Consider the following 13851-nt stretch of genomic DNA (forward strand, 5'->3'; position numbering starts at 1 on the left):
GGGCGCTAACGTCGGGGCGTACCGGCTGTGGAGGGGCACTGTGGGGATCGAGAGCGACCAGTTGGTCTTCGACTATCTGAGCCGGGTCGGCGATCTGGCGCAGCAGCGGCAGCTTCCGTCGAGCGCGAGGATGCGGCTCGTGTCGTCGCTGCGGAGCGAGATCGACCGTCGGCGCGCCACGTTCGGCCAGGAGAGTCCGACCGCGATCCGCGGCATCCTCCAGGAGCTGGGCACGCCGGACGAGGTGGTGGACGGGGCGGCGGGGAACGCGTCGGCACCGAAGCTGCCGGAGCAGCAGGACGGCCGGCCGCGGAAGAGGAGCGAGGCGCCGAAGCCGGTACCGGGCGCGGCCCCTCCCCATCTGGCGGGCATGGACGAGGTCGGGACGGCCGACACCGAACCGGATTGGTGGCGCCTGGACGACGACACACCGGAGCCGCGGCCGGGGGACGACCTGGTGCCGGGGTTCAGGGGCGGGGTGGAGATCCCGGAGCTGCTGAAGCCGCCGGTGGAGGACGAGGAGGAGCCGGAGGAGCCGGAGCAGCCGAGGCGCGGTTGGCGCCGCGTGCTGCGCCGCGCGCCGGTGGAGGCGGAGGAGGCGGAGGAGGGTACCGAAGAGGTCGTACGGGTTCGCCGCCTCCGCCTGGGCAGCCCTCTCCTGCTCCTGGCCGCCCTCCTCCTGATCGGCGGGGCCGTCTTCGGCTCCCTGATCCCCCTGGCGCTGGGCTGGCTCCTGGCCTACGCCTCCCGCCGCCTCTCCCGCGCCGAGATCCGATGGGCCGTCATCATCCTCCCGGCCCTGGCGGCCACGGCGGGCGCGGTCTGGCTCTGGGGCCGGGTGGAGGGCCGCTGGGGCGCCCCGGTCGCCCGCGGAGGCGAGGCGATGGGCGCGGCGATCTCGGAGACATGGCCCTGGACCCTGAAGAGCGCGGCCATAGCCTCGGCCCTGTTCCTACTGTGGCGCTCGCGGCGCCACCAGGGCTGACCCGTCGCCTGCGTCACCCCCTGGGCGCCGGCACCGCGCCCCACGGCGCCCCCGGGACCACCAGTGGAGACCCCGTCACCGGGTCCGGGACGACGACCGATTGCAGGCCGAAGACGTCGTGGACCAGGTCCGCCGTCACCACGTCGGCCGGTGCGCCCTCCGCCACCACGCGGCCCGCCTTCATCGCGACCAGGTGGTCCGCGTACCGCGCCGCCTGGTTCAGGTCGTGGAGGACCACGACGACCGTCCGGCCCCGCGCCACGTTCAGGCGGCGGACCAGGTCCAGGACCTCCACCTGGTGGGCGATGTCCAGATACGTCGTCGGCTCGTCCAGCAGCAGCAGGTCCGTCTCCTGTGCCAGCGCCATCGCGATCCAGACCCGCTGCCGCTGACCGCCCGACAGCTCGTCCACCGACCGCTCGGCCAGCTCGGCCACGTCCGTCGAGGCCATGGCCTCGACGACCGCCCGCTCGTCCGCCTCCGACCACTGCTTCCACCACGCCTGGTGCGGCTGACGCCCCCGCGACACCAGGTCCGCCACCGTGATCGCCTCCGGTGCGACAGGGGTCTGCGGCAGCAGGCCGATCGACTGCGCGATCCGCTTCGTCGGCAGCTTCGCCAGCGACTCACCGTCGAGCAGCACCGCGCCGCCCGCGGGCTTGAGCAGCCGCCCCAGCGCCCGCAGCGTCGTCGACTTCCCGCACGCGTTCGGGCCGACGATCACGGTCACCTTGCCGTCCGGGACGGCGAGGTCCAGGTCCTTCACGACCGTACGGTCCTCGTACGCGAGCGTCAGCTCGCGCGCGGTCAGCCGACTCACGACTTTCCTCCCACGCTTCGGCTCCGGACGATGAGCCAGATCAGATACGGGGCGCCGACCGCCGCCGTCAGGACGCCCACCGGCAGCTCGGTCGGCGAGAAGAGCCGCCGCCCCAGCAGATCGGCGAGCACCACGACGAACGCGCCCATCAGCGCCGAGGACAACAGCGGGACCTGCGCCGTACGCGTCATCCGCCGGGCGATCTGCGGTGCCAGCAGCGCCACGAAGTCGACCGGACCGGCCACCCCCGTGGCCACCGACGCGAGCACGACGCCGACGAACACGAGCCCCAGCCGGACCCGTCCGAGCGAGACCCCCAGCGCCGTCGCCGTGTCGTCGTCCAGCGACACCGTGCGCTGCGCCCGCGCCGCCCAGAGGATCGCCGGCAGCAGCGCGAGCAGCGTCCAGCGGATCGGGGCCGCCTCGTCCCAGCCGCGCCCGTTGAGCGACCCGGTCATCCAGATCTGGGCCTGCTGGGCGACCAGGTAGTCGCCCTTGGTCATGAACAGGGTGATCAGCGAGCGCAGCGCGATCGCGAACCCGATCCCGATGAGCACGAACCGCGTCGCATGCAGCCCGCCGCGCCAGGCGAAGACGTACACGAGCGCCGCGGCCGCGATGCCGCCGACGATCGAGAGGTACGGCAGGACGGTGTACGAGGTCAGGCCGAAGGTCATCGCGCCGACCGTCAGCGCCCCCGCACCCTGGCTGATGCCGATGATGTCGGGGCTGGCGAGCGGGTTGCGGGCGACGGTCTGGATGAGGGCGCCCGCGATCCCGAACGCGGCGCCGACCATCAGCCCGACCGCGAGCCGCGGCATCCGCAGCTCCTCGACCACGAACGTGGACCGGGACTCCTGCCCGAAGACCACCTTGAGGACCTCGGCCGGTGCCACGAACTTCTCGCCGACGCAGAGGTACGCGACACAGACCGCCGCGAGGAGCGTCACCAGGCTCAGGGCCACGAGCGCGGAGCGCCGGTGGAGCAGGAACGATCCGCCCCCGGCGCGCACGACCCCGTACCCCGCGGGACGCACGGACGTCGTCGTCATGCCGGCACCGCCTTCCGCCGCACCAGGGTCACCAGGAACGGCACCCCGATGAGCGCCGTCATCACACCCGCCGGGACCTCGCCCGGCGGGAAGAGCACGCGCCCGATCACGTCCGACACCAGCAGCATCACCGGCCCCACGAGCGCCGCCATCGGCAGCACCCAGCGGTGGTCGCTGCCCACGATCGCGCGGGCGATGTGCGGGACCGCGAGACCGACGAACGCGATCGGGCCGGCCGCCGCCACCCCCGCGCCGGTCAGCACGGTCGCCCCGACGCCGCCCACGATCCGTACCGTCGCGACTCGCTGGCCGAGCCCCTTCGCCACGTCCTCGCCCAGCGCCAGCGCGTCCAGGCCGCGGGCCACCGAGACCACGAGCACCGCGCCGACCAGCAGGAACGGCCAGATCTGCCCGACGACCTCGGCGTCCCGGCCGTCCAGCGAACCGATCTGCCAGAACCGGAACTCGTCCAGCGCCGACGCCCTGGTCGTCAGGATGCCGGTCGTCACGGACAGCAGCAGCGCGTTGATCGCGGCGCCGCCGAGCGCCAGCTTCACGGGAGTCGCCCCGCCGCGCCCGCTGGAGGCGATGGCGTACACCGCGACCGAGGCGAGGGCCGCGCCCGCGAAGGCGAACCACACGTACCCCGTCAGCGTGTGCACCCCGGCGAAGGCGATCGCGAAGACCACGCCCACCGAGGCGCCCTGGCTGATGCCGAGGATGCCGGGGTCGGCGATCGGGTTGCGGGTGATGCCCTGCAGCGCGGTACCGGCCAGGGCCAGCGCGGCGCCGACCATCAGCCCGATCACGGTCCTGGGCACCCGCATCTGCCGTACGACCTCGGCGTCGTCGCTCGTCCCGCCGTGCAGCAGCGCGTCGAGGACCGTGGACGGGGCGATGGCCCGGGCGCCCACGGCGAGGCTCAGCAGGACCGCGAGGAGGAGGGCGATGACGGCGGCGACGGTGGCGAGGACGCGTCTGGAACGGAATGCGGCTGTCATCGAGGCCCATCGGGAGGTGCGGGTGTCACGTCGACGTCGGCGAGGCGACTTCGGTAAGGCTTGGCTCAGTCTAAGCAGCGGCCCGATTCGAACACCCGGGCACAATGTCACCCATGACTCTCTCGCGACCTCCGCTGACCGTCGGCTTCGACCTGGACATGACGCTGATCGACTCGCGCCCCGGCATCAAGGCCACCTACGAGGCCTTCTCCGCCCAGGTCGGCGTCCCGATCGACGCCGACCTGGCCGTCTCCCGGCTCGGACCGCCGCTGGAGCACGAGCTGGCGCACTGGTTCCCGGAGGCGGAGATCGAGGAGCGGGTCGCCCAGTACCGCGCGCTCTACCCGGCGCATGCGATCGAGCCGTCGCTCGCGATGGCCGGCGCGCGGGATGCGATTCAAGCCGTTCGTGAGGCGGGCGGCCGGGCGATCGTCGTCACCGCGAAGAACGAGCCGCACGCCAAGCTGCACCTCACCCACCTCGGCATCGACCCCGACGCCGTCATCGGCGGCCTGTGGGCCGAGGGCAAGGCGGAGGCGCTGCGCGAGCACTCCGCGGGTGTGTACGTCGGCGACCACACCGGAGACGTACGCGGCGCCGCGCACGCGGGCGCCGTGTCGGTGGCCGTGGCGACCGGACCGTGCGACGAGGCGGAGCTGCGGGCGGCCGGCGCGGACGTCGTGCTGCCCGACCTGACAGAGTTCCGTGCCTGGTGGGAGGCGTACTGCGGCTAGCTGCCGCCGGCCGCGGCCGTCTTCGCCTGGCGACGCTGCGCCGCGATCGAGCGCAGCACACCGGCGCCCGCGACGAGGAATCCGACGCCCATCAACATGCACACGGCGTACGCGACCGGCGGGAACGGGTCGGTGCCCAGGAACAGCGGGGCGACCGTGACCAGCGTGGCCACCGCGCCGACGATGAAGACGATCGCACCGGCCCGGACGAGACCGTCACCCGGCTGGGAGTCGTCCGACGGGGCGGAAGGGGTTTCACTACGCATTCGGCCAGGGTAGTTCCCAGGCCGGAGGAACAAACCGGCGACGTCTTGTCACCAGCCCGAAGCCCATTAGCCTTGGTGCCCGGGGGTCCCCCTGCTCGAGCGGAGGCGAGAGCTCGGGGGAGGGTCGGGCGCCCGCTGTAGTTGGTCCCCAGAGCCGGAATCCCGGCGCATCCATCGAGTACGAGGACAAGGACAGACGTGCCTACCGGCAAGGTCAAATGGTTCAACAGCGAGAAGGGCTTCGGCTTTCTCTCCCGGGACGACGGCGGCGACGTGTTCGTCCACTCGTCGGTGCTCCCTGCCGGAGTCGACGCCCTCAAGCCGGGGCAGCGCGTGGAGTTCGGGGTGGTCGCGGGACAGCGCGGCGACCAGGCGCTGTCGGTGACGGTCCTCGACCCGACGCCCTCCGTCGCCGCGGCGCAGCGCCGTAAGCCCGACGAACTGGCGTCCATCGTGCAGGACCTGACGACGCTCCTGGAGAACATCACTCCGATGCTCGAGCGGGGGCGCTACCCCGACAAGGCGCAGGGCGCCAAGATCGCCGGCCTGCTGCGGGCGGTGGCGGACCAGCTCGACGTCTGACCCGTCCGATCCACCGCGTTACGGGAACGCCAGTGCGTCCGGGCCGAGGGGCGGTACCAGCCCCTCGGCCGCGGCGCGCGTGAGCAGCCCGCGGACCGCGGCGTAGCCGGCCTCTCCGAGGTCGGCCGTGAACTCGTTGACGTAGAGGCCGATGTGCTGGTCGGCGACCTTGGGGTCCATCTCCTGCGCGTGCTCGAGCACGTACGGGCGTGAGGCGGCCGGGTCGTCCCAGGCCATCCGTACGGACGTACGAGCCGCGTCGGCGAGGCGCAGCAGCATGTCCGGGCCGAGCGAGCGCCGGGCGACGATCGCACCCAGCGGGATCGGCAGGCCGGTGGTGTCCTCCCAGTGCGCGCCCATGTCGGCCAGCGCGTGCAGGCCGTAGTTCTGATAGGTGAACCGGGCCTCGTGGATGACGAGCCCCGCGTCGACCTTCCCGTCGCGCACGGCGGGCATGATCTCGTGGAACGGCATCACGACGACGTTCCCGACGCCTCCCGGGACGACGTCGGCGGCCCAGAGCCGGAAGAGGAGGTACGCGGTCGAGCGCTCGCTCGGCACCGCGACCGTCTTCCCGGTGAGTCCCTCGAAGCCTTCGGCCCGGGAGGCGCCCTCGCCGGCACCCGGCTCCCGCGTCAGCACCAGGGGGCCGCAGCCGCGGCCCAGCGCGCCGCCGCAGGGCAGCAGCGCGTACCTGTCGAGGATCCACGGCAGCGCCGCGTACGAGACCTTCAGGACGTCGTACGCGGTGTCGTCGCGCTCGGCCCAGCCGTTGGTGAGGTCGATGTCGGCGAACGTCACGTCGAGGCGCGGGGCGCCGGGCACGCGGCCGTGGGCCCAGGCGTCGAAGACGAAGGTGTCGTTCGGGCAGGGCGAGTACGCGATCTTGAGCTTGGGCGTCATGGGGCGGGCTCCACGAAGACGGAGGTGCTGAGCAGCTGGAACGTGTGCCGCAGTGAGTCCAGGGCCTCGCCGATGCGCCAGGCGGCGCGGTCGCGGGGGCCCACGGCGTTGGAGACGGCGCGGATCTCGACCACGGGCAGGCCGTACGCGGCGGCGGCCTCGGCCACGCCGAACCCCTCCATCGCCTCGGCGGCGGCGCGCGGGTGACGCCGTGCCAGCTCGTCGGCGCGCTCGGCGGTGCCGGTGACGGTGGAGACGGTGAGCACGGGTGCGACGGTGTGGGGCCGGGCGCCCTGGGTGAGCGCGGCGGAGATCCGCCGGGTGAGGGTGGCGCCCACGGCGTGCGAGGACCGCCCGAAGCCGAGCTCCTCGACGGTCAGATAGCCGTCGGGGGTCTGCGCGCCGAGGTCGGCGGAGACGATGGCGTCGGAGACGACGACGGAGCCGAGGGGAGCGAGCGGCTGGAACCCGCCCGCGATGCCGGCCGAGACCACGAGGTCGTAGGGCGGCGTGGGCGGGGCGGCGGGGTCGTGCGCGGCGGCGTGCGCGAGGGCCGTGGCGGTCGCGGCGGCCACCGAGGCGGGGCCGACACCGCCGACGAGCACGTCGACCACCGGGGCTCGCCCCTCGGGCCCCGTACCCGCGCGGCGGCGCAGCACGAAGCCGCCGGGCAGCGGGTACTCGCCCGAGCCCGGCCCGCCGAACGTGATGCCCCGGGCGACGGAGTCCGCCTCCGCCGCCACGGCCGTCACGATCAGGATCCGGAGGGCCACCGGAGGATCAGGCGTCCTTCTTCAGCTGGAAGTGCCAGATGCCGGTCAGCTTCTTGCCGTCGTTCTCGACGATGGTGACCTGCGTGGAGTCGGAGGCCTCGCCGGTCTGGGTGGAGAAGAAGGCGCTGGCCGGGATGGTCCGGTACGTCTTCTTGTACGGCTCCGGCTCGGCGTTCTGGCCGCCGAGGAAGATCGTCCAGCCGTTCTCGGCGATCGACGGGTCGACACCGAAGCGGATCTTGTCGTCCGCGGAGACCGTGATGGTCTTCTCGGCCTTCTTGTTGAGGCACTGCTGGATCTGCGACTCCTTGATGGCGTCGCCGTCGTTGTAGCAGGCGGCCTCGGAGTGGATCGACTCGGTCCCGACCGTCAGGGTCGCGAGCGGAGTCGGCTTGTCGCAGGCGGAGAGTACGAGGAGCCCGGCGGAGACGGCCCCGAGGGCGACGGCGGCCCGGCGGCGCGAGCCGGTGAAGAACGCAACGGTCATGGCCCGAAGGCTATCGGGCGTACCGAACTCCGCCACGCGGGGGTGCGGCGCGCCGCGTTTTCGGTGGGCCGCGGCGGGGGGCGTGCCTGCCCCTCGCTACTTCACCTCGGCCTTCCTGCCGCCCGGGGCGCGCGCGGCCGTCAGGAGGCCGCGGACCGCCAGGAGCGCGCCCAGGCCCAGGATGGCCGCGGCCACCCACATGCCCACCTGGCCGCTCAGGGGGAGCGAGATGCCGATCCCGCCACCCACCACCCACGCCATCTGCAGCAGCGTCTCCGAGCGGGCGAACGCCGACGTGCGGACCAGCTCCGGCACGTCCCGTTGGATCAGCGCGTCCAGCGACAGCTTCGACAGCGCCTGCGTCAGGCCCGCCACCGCTCCCAGCACCGCCACCATCGCCCCGCTGAAGAACAGCGCCGCCAGGACCGCCGCCCCGCAGACGGTCATGATCATGGTGGCGATGATCACTTCCGGCGCGTGGCCGCGCTCCTTCAGGAGCGAGCCCACCGCCGTCCCGCAGGCGTTCCCGACGCCCGCCGCCACCGCCACCATCGCCAGCGACACCGCCGCGCTCTGCCCCGGCAGCGGATGCTCGCGCAGCAGGAACGCCAGGAAGAAGATCAGGAACCCCGACAGCATCCGCTGCGCCGCGTTCGCCTGCAGCCCGTGCAGTACCGAAGGCCCCACCGTCCGCAGGCTGGGTTTCTTCTCCCCGTGCGTCAGCAGGTGAGCCCGCCGCTCGCCCTTCGCCGAGTCGACCTTGTGCGGCATCCGGAACGCCCAGTACCCGCCCAGCAGGAACAGCGCACACGCCCCGTACAACGGCCATGCCGGCCCGATCTGCTGCAGCCCCGCCCCGATCGGCGCGGCGATGCCGGTGGCCAGCAGGCCCGCGAGGGTGACCCGGGAGTTCGCCTTGACCAGCGAGAAGCCGTGCGGCAGCAGACGCGGTACGACGGCGCTGCGCACCACCCCGTACGCCTTCGACGCCACCAGCACGCCGAGCGCCGCCGGATACAGCTCCAGGCCGCCCGTGGACACCGCCGCCGACATGGTGATCGCCAGCACCGCCCGGGTCAGCATCGCCCCGGCCATCGCGGCGCGGCGGCCGTGCGGGATGCGGTCCAGGAGCGGGCCGATCACGGGGGCGAGGAGCGTGAACGGGAGCATCGTGATCGCCAGGTAGAGCGCGACCCGGCCGCGCGCCTCCTCGGTCGGTACGGAGAAGAAGACCGTGGAGGCGAGCGCGATGGTGATCATGACGTCGCCGGCGCCGTTCACGGCATGCAGCTCGATCAGTTTTCCCAGGCCCGACTCGCCCGCGCCGTGCGCGTGTGTCGCCTTTCGAATCCCCTTCGCCGTGCCGGTGAACGGCAGGTGAAGGGCGCGCCCGACCGCCCGGCCCGCTCGGCTGAGCGGCCCGGCATGATCGTGGGATCCTGCGGACGACCGTGCGGCTGCCACTCCGTCATAGTGCCCCACGCCCGTCCCATACGAACCGTTGGCGCGGCGCGGCGGCCCTTCTCGACCCTGCGCGGATGCGGTCCGGGCGTCCGCGATACGGGCCACTTGGGGCGGGCAGGTGGGCGGCGGGCGGCAGAGGGGGTAGCGTGCGTAGCGCGCCACCGGCGGAAGTTCTCGGCCGCGCGCCTCTTCGGCATCCCGCAGAATGGATGACGATAGGTGTGCCCGAGACACGCGAGACATGTCGGGTGCGGACGTCGATGCGGCCCCCTGGTCCGCTCCGCCCGCCGCCCGTAGCTTTCGCTCCCGCTCCTCGGCCCGGCGCACCCGTGAGACGGCGTAGGAGAGAAGCGAGACCTGTGAGTGCTGCGACGACGCGAAGCCGTACTGCGCGTACCCCGCGTACCCCCGACCGCCTGTGCGCCGAGGCGGTAGACCTGGCGCGGGCGGCCGCCGAGGAGGCGGCCGCACCCGGCATCGTCGGGGCGCACGTGGATGCCGTCGCCGAGGGCGACCGGGTGGTCACGCACTTCTTCGAGTGCAAGGAGCCCGGTTACCGCGGCTGGCGCTGGGCCGTGACGGTCACGCGCGCCTCCCGGGCGAAGACCGTCACCCTCGACGAGACCGTCCTGCTGCCCGGCTCCGAGGCGCTCCTCGCCCCCGAGTGGGTGCCGTGGAGCGAGCGGCTGCGGCCGGGCGACATGGGACCGGGTGACCTGCTGCCGACGGAGCAGGACGACCTGCGGCTGGAGCCGGGGTACACCGGGGAGGACGCGCCGCCGCCGAACTCCGCGGTATCGGAGGAGATGGCGGACCATCTCGACGTCGAGGACGCCGAGATCGTCTCCCGTACGCCGTCCCGGGGCGCGATCGCCTCGGTCGCCGAGGAGCTCGGGATGCGGCGGGCACGGGTGCTGTCGCGGTACGGGCTGCATGTCGCGGCGGACCGGTGGGACGAGTCGTTCGGGGCGAAGACGCCGATGGCGCAGGCCGCGCCGGCGTCGTGCGAGTCCTGTGCGTTCCTGGTGCCGCTGGCCGGTTCGCTGAAGCAGGCGTTCGGTGTGTGCGCGAACGAGTTCTCGCCGGCGGACGGGCGGGTCGTGTCGCTCGCGTACGGCTGCGGGGGGCACTCGGAGGCGGCGGTCATGCCGAAGCCGCCGCGGCCGGCGCCGCCGGTGCTGGACTCGATGGGTGCGGACGAGTTCCCGCTGCGGCCGGCGAAGGACTCGGGCTCGACGACGGAACCGGACGACACGTCGGAAGACCTGGGCCACTCGTAACGGGCGGGGGGCGGCCCCCCCGGCCACACGGGGGTGGGGCAGCGGGACGCGAGCGCCCACACGGGGGCGGGCCCCGGGTGAATGGGCTCGGTGGGCTCGGGTAGTCGGGATGGCGGGCGTCGGGCACCCCGTGGCGCCCGGGGACTCGCAGGTCGCGGTACCTTCGGGCCCCGGCACAATCCCGCCCCGCAGAGTGGAGTCAGACGTGAGCGTCAGCGTCAGGACGTCGACCGACGGAGCCGACCCCTTCGGTACCGCCCGGCTGCGGCGAGGCGTGCTCGATGCCTGGGGTGCCGGGCCCGCCCGGTTCCGGGAGGACGCCAACGCCGAGGAGGACCTCGCCCTCGGCGGCTACCGCGACCGTCTCGTCGTCGAGCTCGCCCAGAACGCCGCCGACGCCGCCCGCCGCTCCGGGGTGACGGGAAGGCTCCGGCTCACCCTGCATGCGGCAGGCCCCGACGCCCCCGCCGTCCTCGCCGCCGCCAACACCGGCGCCCCGCTGGACGCCACCGGTGTCGAGTCCCTGTCCACGCTGCGCGCCTCCGCGAAGCGGGGCGAGCAGGACATGACCGCCGTCGGCCGTTTCGGCGTCGGCTTCGCCGCCGTCCTCGCCGTCTCCGACGAGCCCGCCGTCCTGGGCCGCCACGGCGGTGTCCGCTGGTCCCTCGCCGAGGCTCGCGAGCTGGCAGCCGAGGTCGCCCGGCACAGCCCCGGCCTCGGGGACGAACTGCGCCGCCGCGACGGCCATGTCCCGCTGCTGCGTCTCCCGCTGCCCGCCGAGGGCACCGCCCCCGACGGCTACGACACCGTGGTCGTGCTCCCGCTGCGCGACTCCGCCGCCGTCGACCTCGCCGAGCGGCTCCTCGACTCCATCGACGACGCCCTGCTCCTCACCCTCCCCGGCCTCGCCGAGATCGTGGTCGAGACCTCGGAGGGCGTACGGACGCTCCGCCGCTCCGAGCGGGACGGTTACGTCCAGATCGCCGACTCCGCCACCGGAACGCACCGCTGGCGGACCGTCAGCCACGGCGGCCCCCTCGACCCCGCGCTCCTCAAGGACCGGCCGGTCGAGGAGCGGCTTCGCCCCCACTGGTCGGTGACCTGGGCCGTCCCCGTCGACGGCGAGGGCGCGCCGCTGCGCCCCCGTACCGCGCCCGTCGTCCACGCCCCCACCCCCACCGACGAACCGCTCGGCCTGCCCGCCCTCCTCATCGCCTCGCTGCCGCTCGACACCGCCCGCCGCCACCCCGCGCCCGGGCCGCTCACCGACTTCCTGGTCCAGCGGTCGGCCGACGCGTACGCCGAACTCCTCGCGGACTGGCAGCCGGTGACCGTGGCCACGATCGACCTGGTGCCGGGTCTGCTCGGCAAGGGCGTCCTGGACGGGGCGTTGCGCGCCGCGATCCTGGAGCGACTGCCGCGGGTGGCGTTCCTGGCTCCCGAGGCGCCGTCCGAGGACGTGCCCGCGCTGCGGCCCGTGGAGGCGGAGGTGGTGGAGGGCGCGGGCGCCGAGACGGTCGCCGTCCTGGCGGAGGTCTTCCCGACCCTGCTGCCCGCGGGGCTGGAACGGCGGCCTGAGCTGCGCACGCTGGGGATCGGACGGGTGCCGCTGACGGAGGCGATCGACCGGCTGGCCGGGGTGGACCGGGCGCCGTCGTGGTGGTGGCAGCTGTACGACTCTCTGGCCGGGGTGGACCCGGACCGGCTGACGGGCCTGCCGGTCCCGCTGGCGGGCGGGGAGGAGGCGCGTCCGTACGACGACGCTCTCGACGAGGACCGAGAGGAGCAGCCCGGCTCCCGGATCCGGACCACCATCGGGCCCCGGCACGTCCTGCTGCCCCAGGACCACACCCCCACCGATCTGACCCGGCTCGGTCTCAAGGTCGCCCACCCGGACGCCGCCCACCCCCTCCTGGAGAAGCTGGGCGCCCTGCCCGCCACGCCCCGCGCCGTGCTGACGACTCCGCAGGTCAGGGCGGCGGTCGCGGGTTCCCTCGACGCGGGGGAGATCTGGGACGAGGACGCGGACACCCTGGACGCCGACGAGCTCGCCGAGACCGTCCTCTCGCTCGTGCGGGACGCGGAGCTGGAGCCCGGCGACGAGCCGTGGCTCGGAGCCCTCGCCCTGCCCGACGAGGACGGCGAACTCGCGCCCGCCGGTGAGCTGGTCCTTCCCGGCAGCGCCTTCGCGGCCGTGATGCGCGAGGACGAGCTGGCGCTCTGCGACGCCGAACTGGCCGAGCGGTGGGGCGAGCAGCCGCTCGCCGCCTGCGGGGTGCTCGCCAACTTCGCCCTGGTCCGAGCCACCGACCTCGTCCTCGACCCGGACGAACTGGAGCCCCGGGAGAGCGACTTCGCCGAGTCCGACGACGCCGGGCTCCTCGACGCGGTCGACGTGTGGTGCGAGGACGTCCTCGACCGGCTGCCGGAGGCGCCGGTGCCGCCGGTGGCGACCGAGATCGTCGCCGTGCGGGACCTGGACCTCGTCGACGACGACGCCTGGCCGCAGGCGCTGGCCCTGCTGGCGCAGCCCCCGCTGCGGGACGCCCTCACCCAGCCCGTACGGATCCTGATGCCGGACGGGACGACCGAGACCGTACGGTCCTACACCGCCTGGTGGCTCCGCGACCACCCCGTCCTCGACGGCCGCCGTCCGGCCGGTCTGCGGGCGGCCGGCACGGACCCGCTGCTCAGCGGCCTGTACGACTCCGCGGACGCGACCGGCTTCGAGGACGAGCAGGTCCTGCGGGCCCTGGGCGTACGCACCTCGGTCACCGCTCTCCTCGACGAGCCGGGCGGCGCGGCCGAGCTCCTGGCGCGGCTCGCCTCCCCGGAGCGCGAGGTGACCGGCGCCCAGCTGCACGCGCTGTACACCGCGCTCGCCGATCTGGACCCCGAGCAGGTCACCCTCCCCGACGAGCTGCGCGCGGTCGTGGACGGGGAACTGCTGGTGGTCGACGCGTCGGAGGCGCTGGTCGCGGACGCGCCCGACCTCCTCCCGCTGGCCGGCGGGCTGCCCCTGCTGCCGGTCTCCCCGTCGCGGGCGGCCGATCTGGCGGAGCTGTTCCAGGTCCGGCGGCTGAGCGAGTCCGTGGAGGCCGAGGTCACCACGGTCGGCGAGGAGCACGACGTACCGCCTTCGGTGCACGCCCTCCTCGGGCCGGCGACCCCGGACTCGTACACCGAGCACGAGGAGCTCCGCGCCGCGGGCGTCGAACTCGACTGGCGCCGCACCCCCGACGGCACGATCCACGCCGCCACGCTGGAGGGCGTCGCCGCCGGCCTTGCCTGGGCGGCCGGCCAGTGGCCCCGCCGCTTCGAGGTCGCGGCCCTGCTGGAGGACCCGTCGAGGACGGCGGAGCTGGCCAGGGACCGGTGGTTCGACTAGCCGGACACCCCTGGGCCGTACGCGGTTGCGGTGGCGGCGGCCGGGCGCGGCCTGACGGCCGGAGGCTCGCCCGGCTCCCTCCGCAGGGGCCGCCCTCTGGGGGACGTGTGCCGGGA

Annotated in this window: 13 protein-coding genes; 5 read left to right on the forward strand and 8 right to left on the reverse strand. The window is 74.0% G+C overall.

Annotation, left to right across the window (positions count from 1 at the left end; genetic code table 11):
• Positions 1-40: 40 nt before the first annotated feature.
• Positions 41-985: a hypothetical protein gene (locus ACFQ7Q_RS01765; RefSeq protein WP_383548368.1), complete on the forward strand. Its 945-nt coding sequence runs from the start codon at positions 41-43 to the stop codon at positions 983-985.
• Positions 986-998: 13 nt separating this feature from the next.
• Here the strand turns inward: ACFQ7Q_RS01765 and ACFQ7Q_RS01770 are convergent, their stop codons facing one another.
• Genes ACFQ7Q_RS01770 through ACFQ7Q_RS01780 form a run of 3 tightly spaced genes read right to left on the reverse strand, consistent with a single transcriptional unit; the run spans position 999 to position 3858 of the window.
• Positions 999-1805, reverse strand: coding sequence for an ABC transporter ATP-binding protein (locus tag ACFQ7Q_RS01770; protein ID WP_383548370.1), 807 nt, complete (start codon positions 1803-1805; stop codon positions 999-1001).
• Positions 1802-2857 carry a FecCD family ABC transporter permease gene (locus ACFQ7Q_RS01775; protein ID WP_383548372.1) on the reverse strand — a complete coding sequence of 352 codons (1056 nt, stop codon included), beginning with the start codon at positions 2855-2857 and terminating at the stop codon, positions 1802-1804. The genes ACFQ7Q_RS01770 and ACFQ7Q_RS01775 overlap by 4 nt, the downstream gene beginning before the upstream one ends.
• A complete protein-coding gene (locus ACFQ7Q_RS01780; protein WP_383548374.1) occupies positions 2854-3858 on the reverse strand; it encodes a FecCD family ABC transporter permease in 1005 nt (334 codons plus the stop codon). The genes ACFQ7Q_RS01775 and ACFQ7Q_RS01780 overlap by 4 nt, the downstream gene beginning before the upstream one ends.
• Positions 3859-3962: 104 nt before the next feature.
• Between ACFQ7Q_RS01780 and ACFQ7Q_RS01785 the strand changes: the two genes are divergently transcribed.
• Positions 3963-4592: an HAD family hydrolase gene (locus tag ACFQ7Q_RS01785; RefSeq protein WP_383548377.1), complete on the forward strand. Its 630-nt coding sequence runs from the start codon at positions 3963-3965 to the stop codon at positions 4590-4592.
• Here ACFQ7Q_RS01785 and ACFQ7Q_RS01790 read toward each other — a convergent pair.
• Complete coding sequence (locus tag ACFQ7Q_RS01790; RefSeq protein WP_383548380.1) at positions 4589-4858, reverse strand: hypothetical protein; 270 nt, start codon at positions 4856-4858, stop codon at positions 4589-4591. The two genes, ACFQ7Q_RS01785 and ACFQ7Q_RS01790, sit on opposite strands and share 4 nt — an antisense overlap.
• 198 nt (positions 4859-5056) lie before the next feature.
• Between ACFQ7Q_RS01790 and ACFQ7Q_RS01795 the strand changes: the two genes are divergently transcribed.
• Positions 5057-5440 carry a cold-shock protein gene (locus ACFQ7Q_RS01795; RefSeq protein ID WP_308354918.1) on the forward strand — a complete coding sequence of 128 codons (384 nt, stop codon included), beginning with the start codon at positions 5057-5059 and terminating at the stop codon, positions 5438-5440.
• 18 nt (positions 5441-5458) lie between these two features.
• Here the strand turns inward: ACFQ7Q_RS01795 and ACFQ7Q_RS01800 are convergent, their stop codons facing one another.
• From ACFQ7Q_RS01800 to ACFQ7Q_RS01815, 4 genes are all read right to left on the reverse strand, one after another.
• Positions 5459-6343 (reverse strand): 1,4-dihydroxy-6-naphthoate synthase, encoded by an 885-nt coding sequence (locus ACFQ7Q_RS01800; protein WP_383548386.1) that lies wholly within the window; start codon positions 6341-6343, stop codon positions 5459-5461.
• A complete protein-coding gene (locus ACFQ7Q_RS01805) occupies positions 6340-7116 on the reverse strand; it encodes a futalosine hydrolase (protein ID WP_383548388.1) in 777 nt (258 codons plus the stop codon). The genes ACFQ7Q_RS01800 and ACFQ7Q_RS01805 overlap by 4 nt, the downstream gene beginning before the upstream one ends.
• A 7-nt stretch (positions 7117-7123) precedes the next feature.
• Complete coding sequence (locus ACFQ7Q_RS01810; protein ID WP_383548391.1) at positions 7124-7603, reverse strand: DUF2771 domain-containing protein; 480 nt, start codon at positions 7601-7603, stop codon at positions 7124-7126.
• A gap of 96 nt (positions 7604-7699) precedes the next feature.
• Entirely contained in the window at positions 7700-9067 is a 1368-nt protein-coding gene (locus ACFQ7Q_RS01815; protein WP_383548394.1) for an MFS transporter, read from the reverse strand.
• A 359-nt stretch (positions 9068-9426) separates the two neighbouring features.
• Here ACFQ7Q_RS01815 and ACFQ7Q_RS01820 point away from each other — a divergent pair, with 359 nt between their 5' ends.
• Both ACFQ7Q_RS01820 and ACFQ7Q_RS01825 read left to right on the forward strand, forming a co-directional pair.
• Positions 9427-10347: a DUF3027 domain-containing protein gene (locus ACFQ7Q_RS01820; RefSeq protein ID WP_383548397.1), complete on the forward strand. Its 921-nt coding sequence runs from the start codon at positions 9427-9429 to the stop codon at positions 10345-10347.
• Between the two features lie 193 nt (positions 10348-10540).
• Positions 10541-13735 carry a sacsin N-terminal ATP-binding-like domain-containing protein gene (locus ACFQ7Q_RS01825; protein WP_383548400.1) on the forward strand — a complete coding sequence of 1065 codons (3195 nt, stop codon included), beginning with the start codon at positions 10541-10543 and terminating at the stop codon, positions 13733-13735.
• Positions 13736-13851: the final 116 nt, after the last annotated feature.

This window comes from Streptomyces sp. NPDC056527, from assembly GCF_042794475.1.
GTDB lineage: Bacteria > Actinomycetota > Actinomycetes > Streptomycetales > Streptomycetaceae > Streptomyces.

Excerpts from the sequence above, each read along its gene's own strand:
- ACFQ7Q_RS01775 (WP_383548372.1), bottom strand. The coding sequence starts at position 2,857 with ATGACGACGACGTCCGTGCGTCCCGCGGGGTACGGGGTCGTGCGCGCC.
- ACFQ7Q_RS01780 (WP_383548374.1), bottom strand. The coding sequence starts at position 3,858 with ATGACAGCCGCATTCCGTTCCAGACGCGTCCTCGCCACCGTCGCCGCC.
- ACFQ7Q_RS01785 (WP_383548377.1), top strand. The coding sequence starts at position 3,963 with ATGTCACCCATGACTCTCTCGCGACCTCCGCTGACCGTCGGCTTCGAC.
- ACFQ7Q_RS01790 (WP_383548380.1), bottom strand. The coding sequence starts at position 4,858 with ATGCGTAGTGAAACCCCTTCCGCCCCGTCGGACGACTCCCAGCCGGGT.
- ACFQ7Q_RS01800 (WP_383548386.1), bottom strand. The coding sequence starts at position 6,343 with ATGACGCCCAAGCTCAAGATCGCGTACTCGCCCTGCCCGAACGACACC.
- ACFQ7Q_RS01810 (WP_383548391.1), bottom strand. The coding sequence starts at position 7,603 with ATGACCGTTGCGTTCTTCACCGGCTCGCGCCGCCGGGCCGCCGTCGCC.